Source organism: Pandoraea capi (genome assembly GCF_902459735.1).
Lineage (GTDB): Bacteria > Pseudomonadota > Gammaproteobacteria > Burkholderiales > Burkholderiaceae > Pandoraea > Pandoraea capi.
Genome location: NZ_CABPRV010000003.1, coordinates 674,051 through 690,237, shown reverse-complemented (window position 1 = coordinate 690,237; position 16,187 = coordinate 674,051). Strand labels below are relative to the sequence as shown.

Annotated in this window: 17 protein-coding genes and 1 tRNA gene; 15 read left to right on the top strand and 3 right to left on the bottom strand. The window is 62.4% G+C overall.

From position 1 onward, the window contains the following. The first annotated feature begins 46 nt into the window (after nucleotides 1-46). The 6 genes from PCA20602_RS09910 (at nucleotide 47) to rapZ (ending at nucleotide 5,360) form a co-directional block, all read left to right on the top strand. Nucleotides 47-1,534 carry an RNA polymerase factor sigma-54 gene (locus tag PCA20602_RS09910; protein WP_069340328.1) on the top strand — a complete coding sequence of 496 codons (1,488 nt, stop codon included), beginning with the start codon at nucleotides 47-49 and terminating at the stop codon, nucleotides 1,532-1,534. Between the two features lie 141 nt (nucleotides 1,535-1,675). Next, a complete protein-coding gene (gene hpf, locus PCA20602_RS09905; protein ID WP_150721038.1) occupies nucleotides 1,676-2,032 on the top strand; it encodes a ribosome hibernation-promoting factor, HPF/YfiA family in 357 nt (118 codons plus the stop codon). Between the two features lie 183 nt (nucleotides 2,033-2,215). Beyond that, nucleotides 2,216-2,725 (top strand): PTS IIA-like nitrogen regulatory protein PtsN, encoded by a 510-nt coding sequence (gene ptsN, locus PCA20602_RS09900; protein ID WP_069340330.1) that lies wholly within the window; start codon nucleotides 2,216-2,218, stop codon nucleotides 2,723-2,725. 80 nt (nucleotides 2,726-2,805) lie between these two features. After that, complete coding sequence (gene hprK, locus PCA20602_RS09895) at nucleotides 2,806-3,771, top strand: HPr(Ser) kinase/phosphatase (RefSeq protein WP_039395509.1); 966 nt, start codon at nucleotides 2,806-2,808, stop codon at nucleotides 3,769-3,771. 206 nt (nucleotides 3,772-3,977) lie between these two features. Next, complete coding sequence (locus PCA20602_RS09890; RefSeq protein WP_150721037.1) at nucleotides 3,978-4,310, top strand: PsiF family protein; 333 nt, start codon at nucleotides 3,978-3,980, stop codon at nucleotides 4,308-4,310. Between the two features lie 171 nt (nucleotides 4,311-4,481). After that, on the top strand, nucleotides 4,482-5,360 hold the full coding sequence (gene rapZ, locus PCA20602_RS09885; RefSeq protein WP_150721036.1) for an RNase adapter RapZ: 879 nt from the start codon (nucleotides 4,482-4,484) through the stop codon (nucleotides 5,358-5,360). Nucleotides 5,361-5,479: 119 nt separating this feature from the next. On the opposite strand, the gene mutY is transcribed toward rapZ, so the two are convergent. Continuing rightward, on the bottom strand, nucleotides 5,480-6,640 hold the full coding sequence (gene mutY / locus PCA20602_RS09880) for an A/G-specific adenine glycosylase (RefSeq protein WP_150721035.1): 1,161 nt from the start codon (nucleotides 6,638-6,640) through the stop codon (nucleotides 5,480-5,482). A 93-nt stretch (nucleotides 6,641-6,733) separates the two neighbouring features. Then, nucleotides 6,734-7,564 carry a bifunctional DNA-formamidopyrimidine glycosylase/DNA-(apurinic or apyrimidinic site) lyase gene (gene mutM, locus PCA20602_RS09875; protein ID WP_069340334.1) on the bottom strand — a complete coding sequence of 277 codons (831 nt, stop codon included), beginning with the start codon at nucleotides 7,562-7,564 and terminating at the stop codon, nucleotides 6,734-6,736. 79 nt (nucleotides 7,565-7,643) lie between these two features. Here mutM and PCA20602_RS09870 point away from each other — a divergent pair, with 79 nt between their 5' ends. From PCA20602_RS09870 to pth, 7 genes are all read left to right on the top strand, one after another. After that, nucleotides 7,644-9,563: a tetratricopeptide repeat protein gene (locus PCA20602_RS09870; RefSeq protein WP_150721034.1), complete on the top strand. Its 1,920-nt coding sequence runs from the start codon at nucleotides 7,644-7,646 to the stop codon at nucleotides 9,561-9,563. A gap of 23 nt (nucleotides 9,564-9,586) precedes the next feature. Then, nucleotides 9,587-10,246 (top strand): outer membrane lipoprotein LolB, encoded by a 660-nt coding sequence (locus tag PCA20602_RS09865; protein WP_246182101.1) that lies wholly within the window; start codon nucleotides 9,587-9,589, stop codon nucleotides 10,244-10,246. Between the two features lie 59 nt (nucleotides 10,247-10,305). Continuing rightward, complete coding sequence (ispE, locus tag PCA20602_RS09860; protein ID WP_150721033.1) at nucleotides 10,306-11,175, top strand: 4-(cytidine 5'-diphospho)-2-C-methyl-D-erythritol kinase; 870 nt, start codon at nucleotides 10,306-10,308, stop codon at nucleotides 11,173-11,175. Between the two features lie 54 nt (nucleotides 11,176-11,229). Continuing rightward, nucleotides 11,230-11,306 (top strand) — tRNA-Gln (locus PCA20602_RS09855). 49 nt (nucleotides 11,307-11,355) lie between these two features. Then, nucleotides 11,356-12,303, top strand: a complete 948-nt coding sequence (locus PCA20602_RS09850; protein WP_039395490.1) for a ribose-phosphate pyrophosphokinase — start codon at nucleotides 11,356-11,358, stop codon at nucleotides 12,301-12,303. A 156-nt stretch (nucleotides 12,304-12,459) separates the two neighbouring features. Next, nucleotides 12,460-13,077: a 50S ribosomal protein L25/general stress protein Ctc gene (locus PCA20602_RS09845; protein WP_069340337.1), complete on the top strand. Its 618-nt coding sequence runs from the start codon at nucleotides 12,460-12,462 to the stop codon at nucleotides 13,075-13,077. Nucleotides 13,078-13,200: 123 nt separating this feature from the next. Then, the gene (gene pth / locus PCA20602_RS09840) at nucleotides 13,201-13,797 is read left to right on the top strand and encodes an aminoacyl-tRNA hydrolase (protein ID WP_150721032.1); all 597 of its coding nucleotides are present in this window, start codon (nucleotides 13,201-13,203) and stop codon (nucleotides 13,795-13,797) included. 107 nt (nucleotides 13,798-13,904) lie between these two features. On the opposite strand, the gene PCA20602_RS09835 is transcribed toward pth, so the two are convergent. Beyond that, the gene (locus PCA20602_RS09835) at nucleotides 13,905-14,162 is read right to left on the bottom strand and encodes a YfhL family 4Fe-4S dicluster ferredoxin (protein ID WP_069340339.1); all 258 of its coding nucleotides are present in this window, start codon (nucleotides 14,160-14,162) and stop codon (nucleotides 13,905-13,907) included. A gap of 507 nt (nucleotides 14,163-14,669) precedes the next feature. On the opposite strand from PCA20602_RS09835, the gene PCA20602_RS09830 reads away from it, so the two are divergent. Next, complete coding sequence (locus PCA20602_RS09830) at nucleotides 14,670-15,041, top strand: hypothetical protein (protein ID WP_150721031.1); 372 nt, start codon at nucleotides 14,670-14,672, stop codon at nucleotides 15,039-15,041. 256 nt (nucleotides 15,042-15,297) lie between these two features. Then, complete coding sequence (locus PCA20602_RS09825) at nucleotides 15,298-16,101, top strand: transporter substrate-binding domain-containing protein (protein ID WP_150721030.1); 804 nt, start codon at nucleotides 15,298-15,300, stop codon at nucleotides 16,099-16,101. Nucleotides 16,102-16,187 lie beyond the last annotated feature (86 nt).

Here is a 16,187-nt window from a genome sequence, read left to right as displayed (position 1 = left end):
GTTCCGTTGGCGTGACAAAGCCTCTACAATGAAGGCGAGACACGCTATGAAACCGACTCTTCAACTCCGCACCTCGCAGCACCTGACCCTCACGCCCCAGTTGCAGCAATCGATCCGGTTGTTGCAACTGTCGACGCTCGAACTTCAGCAGGAAGTCGAGCACGCCCTCACCCAGAACCCGATGCTCGAACGCGAGGACGATTGGCTCGCCGGCTCGGTGCGTGTGGGCACCGACGGGTCGCTGCGCAACGAGCGGAGTTCGTCGTCCAGTAGTTCGAACGACAGCGCGGAACCCGCCAATGGTCACGACGAAGCCCGTGAGCTGGACGGCGAGGCCCGCTTCGACGACAACGCCCAGGACAACGGCAGCGACTGGAGCCTGAACGACTTTGCCCGCTCGGGCAGCGCATCGGACGACGACGACAACGCGCGCCCGCAACTGCACGTCGACCATCCCAACCTCCGCGAACATCTGCTGGCCCAGTTGCGCCTGACCAAGGCCAGTCCGCGCGACCGCGCGCTGGTGGAGTTTCTGATCGAGTCGCTCGACGAAGACGGCTATCTCGGCTCCCTGCTCGACGAAATTCAGGCGGAAATGCCCGAAGAACTGGCGCTCGAGACCGAAGAGATCAACGCAGCGCTCGCCCTCCTGCAAAGCTTCGATCCGGCGGGCGTGGGTGCCCGCAGCCCGGCGGAATGCCTGCGGTTGCAGCTTCAGCGTCTGCCCGCCAGCAGCGTGCGTACGCTCTCGCTTCGCATCGTCACCGATCACCTGGAATTACTAGCCGCGCGCGATTACACCCGCCTGCGCCGCCTGCTCGGCGTGACCGAGGATGGCCTGCGCGCCGCCCATCAACTGATCCGCTCGCTGGACCCGTTCCCGGGCGCGGCGTATGGCTCGCCGCAGGCCGACTACGTCGTGCCGGACGTGCTGGTACGCAAGCAGGGAAGCGGCTGGACCGCCGAACTCAACCCGGAAGTCATGCCGCGTCTGCGTATCAACGAAATGTACGCGCGGATTCTGCGAAACAACCGGAACGATCCGGGCACCGGCAACCTCCAACAGCAGTTGCAGGAAGCGCGCTGGCTGATCAAGAACATCCAGCAACGCTTCGACACGATCCTGCGGGTCGCGCAGGCCATTGTCGAGCGTCAAAAGAACTTCTTCACGCATGGCGAAATCGGCATGCGGCCCTTGGTTTTACGCGAGATTGCTGATACGCTGGGTTTACATGAATCCACGATTTCACGGGTAACAACGAGTAAGTACATGCTCACTCCATTTGGAACCTTCGAGCTCAAGTACTTCTTCGGTTCACACGTGGCAACGGAAGCCGGAGGCGCTGCGTCATCGACCGCCATCCGCGCACTCATCAAGCAACTCATAGGAGCAGAAGACCCGCAGAGCCCCCTTTCCGACAGCCGAATCGCGGAACTGCTGGCAGAGCAAGGTTTTGTGGTGGCGCGGCGCACCGTCGCGAAATACCGCGAGGCCATGCGAATCCCCGCAGTGAACTTGCGCAAATCTTTGTAGGACAGTCCTGGTGCGCCATGTTGGCGGCTGGGGCATAACGCCGCAGTGCGACATTGCGTCACGTCAATGGCTCGCGCTCATGCCAGCCAGCGTCAACGAGGACGCGGCGTGCACTTCGGCATTTCAGCAAGGAGAGCAGCTATGAATCTTCAGATCAGTGGACATCATCTCGAAGTCACGCCATCACTGAAAGAATATGTCGTCAACAAGCTTGAACGCGTGTTGCGGCATTTCGATCAGGTCATTAGTGTCGAGGTGATCCTTTCTGTCGACAAGTCCAAGGAGAAGGCGGGACGCCAGAACGCGAGCGTCACGGTGAATCTCAAGGGCAAGGAAATTTTCGTCGAGAACTGTGACGAGAATATGTATGCCGCCATCGACAAGCTGATCGATATGCTCGACCGCAAGGTAGTGCAGTACAAGGATAAGGTTCAGGATCACGGTCGCGAGGCGATCAAGCACCATCAACTCCCTCCTGAAGCGGAGCCGCTGCAATAAAGCAGGTTCAGGCGTGGTCGTCGCATTGACTGACACTGACGAAAACCCGCAAGGAACCCCCCGAGCGAATATCCGTCTCTCGTAAGTCTGGCATCACCCACCGCGGGGCCGTAGTACGGCCCCTTTTGTATGGTTCGGCCCAGTTCCGTGTCACTCCGCGAGCACGGCGGCGGGTGGTCTATAATGCGAGGTCAATCGGGGGTTGGAGGGCGACTAAGCGTTCGCCCGCATTACAAGATGAACCGTTTATTCAAACTCTTACCTGAGTCCAACATCCTGCTTGGACTGTCCGTCACCAGCAAGAAGCGCGTCTTCGAGCAAGTCGGCCTTCTCTTCGAGAAGAATGCCCAGCTCTTGCGCGCTACGGTCACTGACAACCTGTTCGCCCGCGAACGTCTGGGTTCCACCGGACTCGGCGAAGGGGTCGCGATCCCGCACGGCCGCATCAAAGGGCTGAAGCATCCGATGGCGGCATTCATCCGCCTCGAAGAAGCCATTCCTTTCGAAGCGCCTGACGGCCAGCCGGTGTCCCTGCTGTTTTTCCTGCTGGTGCCCGAACAGGCCACGCAGCAGCATCTCGAGATCTTGTCCGAAATTGCGCAGTTGCTTTCCGACCGCACGATGCGCGAGACACTGATCAACGCCCCAAGCGCGAACGAGATCCATACCGCACTCGCGAACTGGCAGCCCTGATCCAGGCGCCATCCGGTACGAACCGCCGCGAACACAGACGACTTCAATAGCTCTCACATCCAACCGAACGAGGCGACGCGGTGGAACTGACCGGCATCAACGCGCAAAGCATTTTCGACGACAACGCGGCGACGCTGCGTCTGTCGTGGCTCACGGGCCATGAGGGGTGGGAGCGCGGTTTCACGCCCGAGAGCGTGGCTACGGCCACCTCCAGCGCCGACCTCGTGGGTCACCTGAACCTCATCCACCCGAACCGGATTCAGGTGCTCGGCGAGGCCGAGCTGCGCTATTACCAGCGCCTCACGGACGAGAACCGCAAGCGTCATATGGGGGAAGTCATCGCACTGGAACCGCCGTTCCTCGTGGTGGCAGACGGTCTCGAAGCGCCGCCCGATCTGGTCCTGCGCTGTACCCGCTCATCGACGCCGCTGTTCACCACGCCGCTGTCCACGGCGTCGGTCATCGACAGCCTGCGCCTGTATATCTCCCGCGTGTTTGCCCCGCGATGCACGATGCACGGCGTTTTCATCGATATTCTCGGGATGGGCGTGCTGCTCACCGGCGATTCGGGTCTGGGCAAGAGCGAACTCGGCCTTGAGCTGATCAGCCGTGGACACGGCCTGGTGGCCGACGATGCCGTAGATTTCGTGCGACTTGGCCCCGATTTCGTGGAAGGTCGCTGCCCGCCGCTGCTGCAAAACCTGCTGGAAGTCCGCGGCCTGGGATTGCTCGACATCAAGACGATCTTCGGTGAAACGGCCGTGCGCCGCAAAATGAAGCTCAAACTGATCGTGCAACTGGTGCGCCGCCCCGATGGCGAGTTCCAGCGCCTGCCGCTCGAAGCGCAGACGGTCGACGTGCTGGGCCTGCCGATCAACAAGGTGATCCTGCAAGTGGCGGCCGGGCGAAACCTCGCCGTGCTGGTCGAGGCCGCCGTGCGCAACACGATCTTGCAGTTGCGCGGCATCGATACGCTCAAGGACTTCATGGAGCGCCAACGCCAGGCCATGCAGGACCCGGACGGCATGCAGGGCAAGCTGCTCTGATTCCTCGCGGGGTGGCGTGCGTCGGCAGTCCGGTGTCGAGCCCCCCCCCCGGTTTCCCGTCGAAGTGCCCCAAACCCTCCGGGTATACCGCAACTTTTGCGTTTGTCTGTCAACGCCGCGTGATTGCGGCGCGTTTTCTATCATGTTGTAATCGCTACGCGGTCCATCCCTGTGCCCGTGCGTCACGACCTTATGGAGAGACGATCATGAAGAAAGCACTCGCTGCATTGCTCCTGGCATCCCCGCTGCTCGCATCACCCGTGTTCGCCCAGACGGCCGCCGCTCCGGCAACCGCCCCCAAGGCAACGAATTCGCAGCAGGACAAGATGAAGGCTTGCAACTCGCAAGCCACCGGCAAGAAGGGTGACGACCGCAAGGCGTTCATGAAGCAGTGTCTGTCGGCAGGCGGTGCCGCCCCGGCAGCCAAGCAGACCCAGCAGGAAAAGATGAAGACCTGCAACACGCAAGCGTCCGGCAAGAAGGGCGACGATCGCAAGGCATTCATGAAGCAATGCCTGTCGAATGCGCCGGCTGCCTGAGATTTCACGCATTCCGTATTGCCCGACGGCGCCCTTAACGGGCGCCGTTTTCGTTGAAAAGCCCTGATGTCTCGAGAACGCAGGGAAATTCAATGGAACGTTCTCGTTTTTGGCGGTTCGACACCCGAACGACACAATCGCTTACCATGATGGGTGTATTCGGGAAATGTCATGAAGATCGTACTGATTACCGGCGTCTCCGGTTCCGGCAAGTCGCTCGCGCTCAACGTCCTTGAAGATGCAGGCTATTACTGCGTCGACAATCTGCCGTCGCGCTTCTTGCCCGAACTTGCCATCTACCTCGGCACCCAGAATTACTCACGCCTCGCGGTCGCCATCGACGCGCGCAGCGGTAGTTCGCTCGCCGAACTGCCGCCGATCATCGGCGGACTGCGACGCTTCGGCCACGATGTGCGTGTACTTTTCCTCAATGCCACCACGCAGACACTGGTGCAGCGCTTCTCGGAGACGCGTCGCCGGCATCCACTATCGGTAACGGGAGACGACACCCTCTCGGCGACCGGCTCGCTCGTCGAAGCCATCGAGAAAGAACGCGAGATGCTGAGCAGCGTGACCGAACTCGGTCACCAGATCGACACCAGCAATTTGCGCGCGAGTGCGCTGCGCCGCTGGATTCGCGAATTCGTTCAGCACGATCAGACCGGCCTCACGCTGATGTTCGAATCGTTCGGGTTCAAGCATGGCGTGCCGCTCGACGCCGATCTCGTGTTCGACGTTCGCTCGTTGCCCAACCCGTATTACGACTTGCAGTTGCGCCCGCTGACCGGACGCGATCAGCCGGTGATCGACTTCCTGTCGGCCATCCCCGAAGTCGACGAGATGATCAACGACATCGCCGCCTATTTGCACAAGTGGTTGCCGAGTTACATGCGCGATAACCGCAGCTATCTGACGGTCGCGATCGGCTGCACCGGCGGTCAGCATCGCTCGGTGTTCATCTCCGAGACGCTGGGCGAGCGCTTCCGCAACGAGGCCAGTGTGCTCGTGCGTCACCGCGAACTCGCGCCGCCTTCCGAGGCGAAGTCGTAGGCGACGTCGGCATTCGCTGATTCAATCGACTCGACTGATTCGACCGATTCGACCGATCACCAATCCCGATCCAGATTCGCGGGCCCATTGTCAGCGGCCGGCGATGTACGGCTCACGCATCAGGCCGGCAAAGACAACTGACCGTCGTCCGACGTGTGCAGGCAAAGCGCGTCGGCGATCTTCCGGATCGGCGACGGCAGACCGGCCGCCGCCAGCCCTGCGCCATCCAGCCATGCACGATTGGCATCGTCCGCAAGCGTTGGCGTTGACGACACCGACAGCGTCACCAACCACGGGCGCAAGTGAAGCTTGAAGTGCGTGAAGACATGCGTGAGCCCATGCAACGGCATGACCGACTGCACCGGACCGAGCTTCGCGCCGAGCGCCGCCGCGTGGCCCGTCAGACGTTGGCGCAGCAACGCATCGTCGGCGTCGCGCGCGTCGGTCGGTGGTGTGAGCTCCGGCAGACTCCATAGGCCACCCCAGATGCCGCTGTCGGGACGCCGCTCGAACAGCACCCGCTCGCCCGCGCGAATGACCAGCACGTCCACATAGCGCTCCGGCTGCGCCTTCTTCGGCTTGGCGGTCGGCAGCGTGCGCTCGCGTCCCGTCGAATGTGCGACGCAATCGCCATCGAACGGACATTCGCCGCAGCGCGGCTTGCCGCGTCCGCACAGCGTAGCGCCGAGGTCCATCATCCCCTGCGTGTAAGCCGGCAATCCGCTCGCTGGCAGCAGCGATTCGGCCAGTGCCCACATCTCCCGCTCGACCTTCGGCGTGCCGGGGAATCCTTCGATGCCGAATACCCGCGCGAGCACTCGTTTGACGTTGCCGTCGAGAATCGCGGCGTGCGCGTCGTAGGCGAAAGCGGCAATGGCGGCGGCCGTCGAACGGCCAATGCCGGGCAGTGTCGCGAGCGTCTGCGGATCGGACGGGAAACGTCCGCCATGCTCCGCGACGACGACCTGCGCGCAACGATGCAGGTTGCGCGCGCGAGAGTAGTAGCCGAGGCCGCTCCAGAGCGCCATGACGTCGTCCTGCGGCGCACCGGCCAGCGCGGCGACGTCGGGGAAGCGCTCCAGAAATCGTCCGTAGTACGGAATCACCGTGGCGACCTGCGTCTGCTGAAGCATGATCTCGGACAGCCAGATGCGATAGGCGTCGCGCGTGTTCTGCCAGGGCAGATCATGACGGCCGTGCTCGGCCTGCCAGGCGATCAGGCGCTCGGCGAAGGTGTCCGCGAGCGTGCCGGTCTTGATGTCGTGGGAGGCGTCTTTCATGGGGTTATAGGGGGCTTTGGGGGCGCTATTTTGTTGCGTCACGCGCAAGATGAGGGCAGATGGCGCCGACTCAACTCGCTGCGAACGCTGGCATTATTTCTGACAATGCGGGCAGAAGAACGTGGATCGCTGCCCCTGCACGATCTGACGGATCGTCGTGCCACAGACGCGACATGGCTGACCGGCACGATCGTAGACGAAATACTCCTGCTGGAAATAGCCGCTCTGGCCGTCGCTCCCGACGAAGTCGCGCAACGTGCTGCCGCCCTTCTCGATCGCCGCCGCGAGCACGACCTTGACAGCCTGCGCCAGCTTCTCGGCGCGCGGGCGAGACAGCTTGCCTGCCGCCATGCGCGGGTTGATACCCGCGCGGAACAGGCTCTCCGAGGCGTAGATGTTGCCAACGCCCACGACGATCGTGCCTGCGAGCAACGCCTGCTTGATGGCAACGGTGCGCCCGCGTGTGCCCGCATAAAGCAGCGCGCCGTCGAAGGCGTCCGTCAACGGCTCGACGCCGAGACCGGCGAGCAGCGGATGCGCGAGCACGTCGCCCGCCGAACGGGGATGGAAGAGCACCGCGCCGAAACGACGCGGGTCGCGATAGCGAAGCGCACATCGCTCGAAGACGAGATCGATGTGGTCGTGCACACCGGCGGCCGGCAACGACATCGGCTCGGGCATGACGCGCAGCGTCCCGGTCATGCCCAGGTGCACGAGCAGCCAGCCGGGCGCGTATTCGAGCAGCAGGTACTTGCCGCGACGGGTCACGCCGACGAGTGTTTCGCCACGCAAAAGGGTATCGAGCCCGTCGGGTACCGGCCAGCGCAACGCGCCGTTGCGAACGTCGATACGCGCAATACGAGTGCCCGCCACGTGCGGCGCGATACCGCGGCGGGTGACTTCGACTTCTGGGAGTTCAGGCATGCCTGCGAACGTTTGCTGAGGATTTAGACTCTATTGTATCGGGCGCGCTACAATCGCTCGAAACCTGCCGTGGATCCCTATGCCGAACACCCGATTCCAGTCCATTCCTGCCGCTGCCCAGACTGCGGCACCCGTGGTTTTGCGCCTGCGCGGCGCCCTGGCTCGCGGGGCGTGGGCCGGAGCCACGGCGCTCAGCGTGACCTGCGCCAGCGCCATCATGGCATTTCTGCCATCTTCGAACGCCTTGGCCCAGACCGCACAGCCGGCGCCGGCTGCTGCGCCTGCGGCCCCGGCCAAGGCAAGCGCACCGAAGGCTGCGAGCGGTGCGAGTGCCGACGTCGATAGCGAAGACGTCGCCCCGAACGCAAACGTCCCCCGTGAGAAGCTGCCGAACGTCGCGCTCACCAGCGAGATCGTCTTCGAAGTGCTGGCCGCCGAACTGAGCCTGCAACAAGGCAATCTCGCGCCCGCCTTCAATACCTATATCGCACTGGCCAACCGGACGAAGGATCCGCGCATGGCGCGCCGTTCCGTCGAGATCGCGCTCGGTGCGCGCCAGCTCGGCGATGCGCTCGTCGCCGCGAAGCTGTGGCATCAGCTCGATCCGACGTGGCGTCCGGCGTCGCAACTGCTTGCGAGCCTCGAAGTCGGCACCGGTCATCTGGCCGAAGCCGAACCGCTGCTCGTCGACGAACTGAACAAGGTGCCGGAAGCGCGCCGCGGTCAGGCCATCCTCGAATTGCAGCAGATGATCGCCCGCAGTCCGGAGCGCGCCACGGGCATCGACTCGCTCAAGCGCATGCTGGCGAACGACATGCAGCGCCCCGAAGCGCAACTGGCCATCGCCCGTTCGCAACTCGACGCCGGTGATACGGCCGGCGCGCGCACCTCGCTCGAAACCGCGCTCAAGCTCAAACCCGATTACGAAGCGGCCGCCCTGCTCTATGGACAGATGGGACCGTCGGAGCGCAGCGGCGCCATCGCCAGCCTGAAGACGTTCCTCGATCGTAATCCGGACGCCAAGGAAGCCCGCTTCGCCTACGCCAAGCTGCTGCTGGCGGACAACCAGCTCGACGCAGCGCAGAAACAGTTCGAGACGCTCGAGAAGCGCTACCCGCACGAACTGTCGACGCTCATGGCATTGGCGCTGCTCAACCTGCACGCCAATCATCCGGCGCAGGCCGAGCAGTATTTGCAGAAGTACGCGACGGAAGCCGAGCAACAGAACACCGACGGTGCGCAGGCTTACGTCTACCTCGCGCAAATCGCGCAGGACCGCAAGGATTATCCGGCGGCCGACAAGTGGCTCTCGAAGATTCGTGAAGACAGCCACGCCTATCTGCCCGCGCAGATCGGCCGCGCCCAGTTGCTCGCCGATCAGGGCAAGGTCGACGAAGGCCGCGCGCTGCTGCATGGCATCAAGTCGAGCGACCCGCGCGAGAAGCTCGCGCTCAAGCGTGCCGAGTCGGACCTGCTCGTCAAGGCCAAGCGCTACGACGACGCCGAGAAGCTGCTCGCCGTCGAAGTGAAGGATCATCCGGACGATGCGGACCTGCTCTATCAGTACGGCATGGTGGCCGAACTGAACAAGCACTACGACGTGATGGAAAAGGCAATGCGCCGCGTGATGACGACGCAGCCCGAGAATGCACAGGCTTACAACGCGCTGGGCTACTCGCTGACCGAGCGCAATACGCGTTTGCCGGAAGCGCTCAAGCTGCTGCAAAAGGCGTCGTCGCTCTCGCCGGAAGACCCGTACATCATGGATAGCCTCGGCTGGGTGAAGTACCGGCTGGGCGACAAGCAACAGGCGCTGGAACTGCTGCGTCGCGCCTATGGCATTCAGGCGCAAGCCGAAATCGGCGCGCATCTGGGCGAGGTGCTGTGGGAATCGGGCCAGCAGGACGAAGCGCGCAAGACCTGGCGCGAAGCCCTCAAGCTCGATAGCGACGACGATACACTGCGCTCGACCATGAAGCGTTACAACGTCGCACCGTAATGCATCGAATGCACGGGATGCTCATGACGGTGAAGTCTTCCTTGTCGGCCCGGCTGCCGCGATCGTCCCAACGGTCGCAATGGTCACGGTGGTCGCAGTGGTTGCGCGCCGCCACGCTCGCGCTGGCGTGTTCGACTGCCGTGGTCGCCACGGGATGTGCGAGCCTCGCGCCGCCCACGCCGGTCGAGCCGACTGCGGGCGCGAGCGTCGAACACTATCGCGGCCGCTTCTCGGTGCGCTACGAACAGAACGGCGAGCCGCGCAATACCTACGGCAATTTCGACTGGCAGCAGAGCGGCGACAATGCGACGCTCCAGTTGCTCGACCCGCTCGGCCAGACGCAGGCGATCGTGCGTGAAAATCCTCGCAGCGCCTCGCTGGAACTGCCCGGCAAGGCGCCTTTGACCGGTGCGCGTCTCGACGATGTGATGCGTGATGCGCTCGGCTTCGCCCTCCCCGTCGGCGGCATGCGTTATTGGTTGCGCATGCAGGGAGCGCCGGGCTCGCAGGCAAGCATCGAACGCGATCCGCAGACGCAACGTCCCTCGCATCTGAAGCAGGACGGCTGGACGATCGACTATCAGGCGTATTTCGACGGCACGCCGCTGCGCGTCAAACGCGTCGATCTGTCGCGCGAGGTGGGTGGTGCGCCGCTCGCCGTGCGCCTTGTGATCGACGAATAAGCGACAGACAAACGCCCGCCCCCCCAATTCATTCAAGTCGTTTTTGTTTTTGCAACGCCATGTACGAAATCCTGCGTGACTGCCCCGCCCCGGCCAAGCTGAACCTGTTCCTGCATATCGTAGGACGCCGGCCCAACGGCTATCACGAGCTGCAAACCGTCTTCCAGTTGATCGATTGGGCCGATACGCTGCATTTCGAGCGGCGCGACGACGCACAGATCGTGCATACGAATCCGCTGCCGGGCGTTCCCCCGGAGACCGACCTGACTGTACGCGCGGCACGCTTGCTGCAAGAGCACTGCGGCGTACGCTTCGGAGTGGATATCGGCATCGAGAAGCGCCTTCCGGCCGGTGGCGGCATCGGGGGCGGCAGTTCGGACGCCGCCACGACCCTGCTGGCGCTCAATCGCATGTGGCAACTCGATCTGCCGCGAGAAGAACTCCAGACGCTGGCCCTCAGACTCGGCGCGGACGTGCCGTTTTTCGTCTTCGGCCGTAACGCCTTCGCCGAAGGGCTGGGCGAGCAGTTGCAGGCGGTCGAGTTGCCGCAGCGGCATTTCCTCGTGGTCAACCCGCGCACGCACGTCGCCACCAACAAAATATTTACGGACCCCCTGTTGACAAGGGATACGAAGATCGTCACAATGGCGTTCTTTCTTGAGCACGCCAACGAAAACGTGTTCGAAACGGATGAAATCTTCCGTAACGACATGCAGGCGGTTGTCACTCGAGAATACGCGGAAGTCGCTGCTGTGATTGACTGGTTCAGAACCTTCACCACTGCACGTATGACAGGATCCGGCGCCAGCGTGTTTGCAGCATTCGACACGAAGGCAGAAGCGGAAGCGGCATACAAGCGATTGCCGGAGCGCTGGATCGGTCAAGTGACCACCAGCCTGGCCGAACATCCAATGTTCGCCTTCGCGTAAAAGGGTTTTACTTTGTTGCGTTTCCTACGACGCAGCGAAGGCATCGGTTAGTGTAGGGGAGTCGCCAAGTTGGTTAAGGCACCGGATTTTGATTCCGGCATACGAGGGTTCGAGTCCTTCCTCCCCTGCCAATTTCTCTGTCGTAAAGTCTCAGCATCCAAACGTCCCGCAGGTAGCCAGATGAGTAGTGATAACCTGATGGTATTCACCGGGAACGCCAATCCCGCCCTGGCCCAAGCGGTCGTCGATACACTCGGTATCCCGCTCGGCAAAGCCATGGCCAGCCGGTTCTCGGATGGTGAGATCCAAGTCGAAATTCAGGAAAACGTGCGCGGCAAGGACGTCTTCGTCCTCCAGTCGACGTGCGCGCCGACCAACGACAATCTGATGGAACTGATGATCATGGTCGACGCGCTCAAGCGCGCTTCTGCCGGCCGGATCACCGCTGCCATTCCGTATTTCGGCTATGCCCGTCAGGATCGTCGCCCCCGCTCGGCGCGCGTGGCGATCTCGGCGAAGGTCGTGGCCAACATGCTGCAAATCGCAGGCGTCGAACGCATCATCACGATGGACCTGCACGCCGACCAGATTCAGGGCTTCTTCGATATCCCGGTCGACAACATCTACGCTTCGCCGCTGCTGCTGCAGGACGTGCGCGCGCAGAATCACGAAAACCTGCTGGTGGTGTCGCCGGACGTCGGCGGTGTGGTTCGTGCCCGTGCGCTCGCCAAGCAACTGCATTGCGATCTGGCCATCATCGACAAGCGTCGTCCGAAGGCCAACGTCGCGGAAGTGATGAACATCATCGGTGAAGTCGAAGGCCGTACCTGCGTCATCATGGATGACATGGTCGACACCGCCGGTACGCTGTGCAAGGCCGCACAAGTGCTCAAGGAACGTGGCGCGAAGAAGGTGTACGCCTACTGTACGCACCCGGTTCTCTCGGGCGGTGCCGCAGCGCGCATCAACGCCTCGGAGCTGGATGAAGTGGTCGTGACCGACACGATTCCGCTGCGCGACGACTCGAAGGGCGGCAAGATTCGCCAGCTGAGCTGCGCGAACCTGCTGGCCGAGACGTTCTCGCGTATCCGTCGTGGCGACTCGGTGATGTCGCTGTTCGCGGAATAAGCGTTCGGTAAAGTTTTTGCGACGGCGCCTGTGTGGCGCCGTTGTTCTGTCGGCGGGGAGCCTATCCCCGCCTTTGTTGTTCCTGAGACCTGCGTTTTTTCGCGGGATTTTCGGGAAGAAATCGCTGCCTGGTCGCGGGCAGTTCAAGGAGTTGTTATGAAAGTCGTCGCTTTTGAGCGTAATCTGCAAGGTACGGGTGCGAGCCGCCGCCTGCGCAATGCCGGTAAGACCACGGGCATCGTGTACGGTGGGAACGTCGCTCCGCAACTGATCGAACTCGATCACAACGCGCTGTGGCACGCCCTGCGTAAGGAAGCCTTCCACTCGTCGATCCTCGACCTGGAAGTCGCCGGCAAGAACGAACAAGTGCTGCTGCGCGATGTGCAGTACCACCCGTTCAAGCAACTGGTTCTGCACGTGGATTTCCAACGTGTCGATCCGAACAAGCCGATCCACGTCAAGGTGCCCCTGCACTTCCTGGGCGCTGAAAACGCCCCGGCCGTGAAGCTGGCTTCGAACGTGATCAGCCACACGCTGAACGAACTGGACGTTAGCTGCCTGCCGGGCAAGCTGCCGGAATTCCTGGAAGTCGACCTGTCGACGCTGGAAGCCGGCAAGACGGTGCACGCCAAGGACGTCAAGCTGCCCGCCGGCGTGACGCTGACGCTGCACGTCGAGCAAGAAAACCCGGTGGTCGCACAAGCCGTTCAACCGGCTGGCGCTGCTGCTGACGAAGCGGCTGCTTCGGCTGAAGGCGAAACGCCGGCTGCCTAAGCCTCACGCGTTAGCTTTCAGCGGCGACGCTGGACGCAAGACCCGCCGCGACATCATGTCCGGCGGGTTTTTTTATGGCGGTGCGCATGCCACGATGGCGCGTACCCAGATCCTGATACCGAAATGATCAAGCTGATCGTAGGGCTCGGCAATCCGGGCGCCGAATATACAGCGACGCGTCACAACGCGGGCTTCTGGTTCGTCGACGCATTGGCGCAGCAAAGCGGCGCCTCGCTCACCAACCAAAAGAACTTCCACGGTTACGCGGCGCGTGCGCGCGTGGCCGGACAGGAAGTGTGGTTGCTCGAACCCCAGACCTTCATGAACCGCTCCGGGCAATCGGTCGTCGCGCTCGCGCGCTTCTACAAGATCATGCCGGACGAAATTCTCGTCGTACACGACGAACTCGACCTGCTGCCCGGCACCGTCAGGCTCAAGCGGGGCGGCGGCACCGGCGGACACAACGGGCTCAAGGACATTGCGGCCCATCTGACGACACCCGACTTCTGGCGCCTGCGCCTGGGCATCGGTCATCCTCGCACGCTGCAACCGGCCGGCAGCCAGCAACAAGTCGCCGACTTCGTGCTCAAGCCGCCGCGCAAGGAAGAGCAGGCGGAGATCGACGACGCCATGTCGCGATCGCTCGACATCGTCGATCTGGTCGTGAAAGGCGAGATGGAAAAGGCGATGATGCGTCTGCACGCGGGACCGGGGAAATAAGCCGGTATCTCGCGTGAGACGGAAGTGAATCGAGCGGCTGGAATGCCGCTCGAATGCTTTCCGGGGGAATCAGGCCGAAACCGTCGCCGTGAGCTCGCTCAGCGAACTCAGGCGGACTTGGCCGCTTGCAGATGGGTGTACTTCTCGAGCAATTGCTCGGGCGTCTCGACGTGCTCCGGATGGATAGGAATGCACTCCACCGGACACACCTGCACGCACTGCGGTTCGTCGAAGTGACCGACACACTCCGTGCATTTGTTTGGATCGATCTCGTAGATCTCGATCCCCATCGAAATTGCGTCGTTCGGGCACTCGGGCTCGCACACGTCGCAATTGATGCATTCGTCGGTAATCATCAGTGCCACTGTTGACTCGCTTTCTCTTTACTTTTCAACCACAAACTACGCAAATACTAACAGAACGCAGGGTTTCTCGAATCCGTGCGTGCCGTGCACGGCACGCGGGCGTCTGACGGCATTTCCCAAGCTTCTCGCGAAATTAATAATGATTCTCGTTACGCACCACGCCGTCGACGTGGTGTGAGGCGCCGGTTCACGTCACTGGTGTCCGCCCGGCCCAGCGAGTGTCCATTCGCCGCAATGCCTGGTGCGCAAGCCCGCGCGGCATTCCGCCCTTTCGAGAATCCGTTTTCATGACCGACCTTTCGCATCGGAGGCCGTGTGCTTCCTTACGTCTGCCGCGCTTCCTTCGCCCCGCTGCCCGCCCATGTTGCCCACGCGGCCCGAGCCACTCGGCTTCCCGACGACTCACCGCAGCCCTGAGCACCGCGTTCGCGACACTGCTGATCGCCCCGCTACCAGGCTACTCGCAGTCGACGGACGACGTCCCGGACGATACCCATATCGGCACCGATGTCGCCCCCCATAGCGCTCGACATCTCCACGCCACTGACCCCGAGCGGCAACATCCGGACGCGTATCGTCGCAGTCGGGCAGGATGCGCGTTCGTTCCTCGATCATGACAAGCTGCGCCGTCAATCGCTGTATGGCGTGATCGATGCAGTTCTGACGCGCGACACGACCGTCTCGCTGGGGTACCAGTTTTCGCACGCCTCGCCCAAGGGCATGCCGTGGGGTGGACAACCGATGCATGGTGACGCTGAGCTACAGGATGTGACGGGCCCGGCACCGACTGACGCGACAGGAGGGCTGTCTGCGCCTGGGTACCTGAATTCGATGCCTCATGCACCGGTTCGTCCGCCTCCGGTTCGATCTGGTGCATGAAGGGGGGCGTTCCATGCAAAACATCGTGACGACGCCTTCTGCGAGGTCACACGCTGCGCTTCCCCACATGCCCCACTGACCTCGCCTTCCTCCCATCGCACGGCATTCCCCCACATCCCCAACCGGCTGGCACGGTTAGTGCTTTGTATTTAACGCAACTGGTCGTACCAGTACGACCGGAGTTGTCTGCGCCCCACTTGGGAACGCAAGCCCCCTTTTCGTTTTTCGTTGTTGCCTTAGCCAAGGAGTTTGATCGATGCGTGCGTTCCTTCATCAAGCCGGCCGTCGCCGGATGCTGCAAGCGGTGGTCGTTGCGTCGCTGGGAAGTCTGGTGGGCGTCGCCCATGCCGACGTGCTGCAAACCATCGCGAAGACCGGCGTCATCCGCATTGCCATCCCGCAGGATTTCCCGCCGTTCGGCGCGATCGGTACGGACCTCAAGGTTCACGGCTACGACATCGACATGGCGGAGCTGATCGGCAAGGAGATCGGTGCGAAAGTCGAACTCGTGCCGGTCATCAGCACGAACCGGATCGCGTATCTGACCACCGGTAAGGTCGACGTCGTCATTTCGTCGCTTGGCAAGAATGCCGAGCGTGAGAAGGCCATCGATTTCACGAAGGCTTATGCGCCGTTCCCCAAGAGCGTGTACGGCCCGCAGGACATCGTCATCAAGACACCCGCCGACCTCGCGAACAAGACCATCGCCGTGACGCGTGGCTCGACCGAGGATCTGGCGCTCACGGCCGTTGCGCCGCAAAGCGCGAGCATCAAGCGCTATGAGGACAACAACGCCACGGCGGCGTCGTATCTGGCCGGTCAGGTGCAACTGGTCACGCTGGGCAACATCGTCGCGAACGCCGTGCGCGAGAAGAGCAAGCAACGCGCCTTCGATCTGAAATTCCCGGTCGAGGAAACGCCCTGCTACATCGGCGTCGGCAAGGGAGAGACGGCGATGGTGGCGAAGCTGAACGCGATCATCGACAAGGCGAAGGCAGATGGTCGTCTGAACGCCATGTCGGTCAAATGGATGCAGGCACCGTTACCGACGGGCTTCTGATGCTTGCGACGCTCGCAACGCGTTAGGTAATCGAACTTAAGTAAATGCGCTTAAACGCGCGCGCAACAAAAAACCCCGCAGTGTGG

What these genes read in the sequence shown, in the direction of transcription:
- PCA20602_RS09910 (WP_069340328.1), top strand. Translation starts at nt 47, where the DNA reads ATGAAACCGACTCTTCAACTCCGCACCTCGCAGCACCTGACCCTCACG.
- hpf (WP_150721038.1), top strand. Translation starts at nt 1,676, where the DNA reads ATGAATCTTCAGATCAGTGGACATCATCTCGAAGTCACGCCATCACTG.
- ptsN (WP_069340330.1), top strand. Translation starts at nt 2,216, where the DNA reads ATGCGAGGTCAATCGGGGGTTGGAGGGCGACTAAGCGTTCGCCCGCAT.
- PCA20602_RS09890 (WP_150721037.1), top strand. Translation starts at nt 3,978, where the DNA reads ATGAAGAAAGCACTCGCTGCATTGCTCCTGGCATCCCCGCTGCTCGCA.
- rapZ (WP_150721036.1), top strand. Translation starts at nt 4,482, where the DNA reads ATGAAGATCGTACTGATTACCGGCGTCTCCGGTTCCGGCAAGTCGCTC.
- mutY (WP_150721035.1), bottom strand. Translation starts at nt 6,640, where the DNA reads ATGAAAGACGCCTCCCACGACATCAAGACCGGCACGCTCGCGGACACC.
- mutM (WP_069340334.1), bottom strand. Translation starts at nt 7,564, where the DNA reads ATGCCTGAACTCCCAGAAGTCGAAGTCACCCGCCGCGGTATCGCGCCG.
- PCA20602_RS09870 (WP_150721034.1), top strand. Translation starts at nt 7,644, where the DNA reads ATGCCGAACACCCGATTCCAGTCCATTCCTGCCGCTGCCCAGACTGCG.
- PCA20602_RS09865 (WP_246182101.1), top strand. Translation starts at nt 9,587, where the DNA reads ATGACGGTGAAGTCTTCCTTGTCGGCCCGGCTGCCGCGATCGTCCCAA.
- ispE (WP_150721033.1), top strand. Translation starts at nt 10,306, where the DNA reads ATGTACGAAATCCTGCGTGACTGCCCCGCCCCGGCCAAGCTGAACCTG.
- PCA20602_RS09850 (WP_039395490.1), top strand. Translation starts at nt 11,356, where the DNA reads ATGAGTAGTGATAACCTGATGGTATTCACCGGGAACGCCAATCCCGCC.
- PCA20602_RS09845 (WP_069340337.1), top strand. Translation starts at nt 12,460, where the DNA reads ATGAAAGTCGTCGCTTTTGAGCGTAATCTGCAAGGTACGGGTGCGAGC.
- pth (WP_150721032.1), top strand. Translation starts at nt 13,201, where the DNA reads ATGATCAAGCTGATCGTAGGGCTCGGCAATCCGGGCGCCGAATATACA.
- PCA20602_RS09830 (WP_150721031.1), top strand. Translation starts at nt 14,670, where the DNA reads ATGTCGCCCCCCATAGCGCTCGACATCTCCACGCCACTGACCCCGAGC.
- PCA20602_RS09825 (WP_150721030.1), top strand. Translation starts at nt 15,298, where the DNA reads ATGCGTGCGTTCCTTCATCAAGCCGGCCGTCGCCGGATGCTGCAAGCG.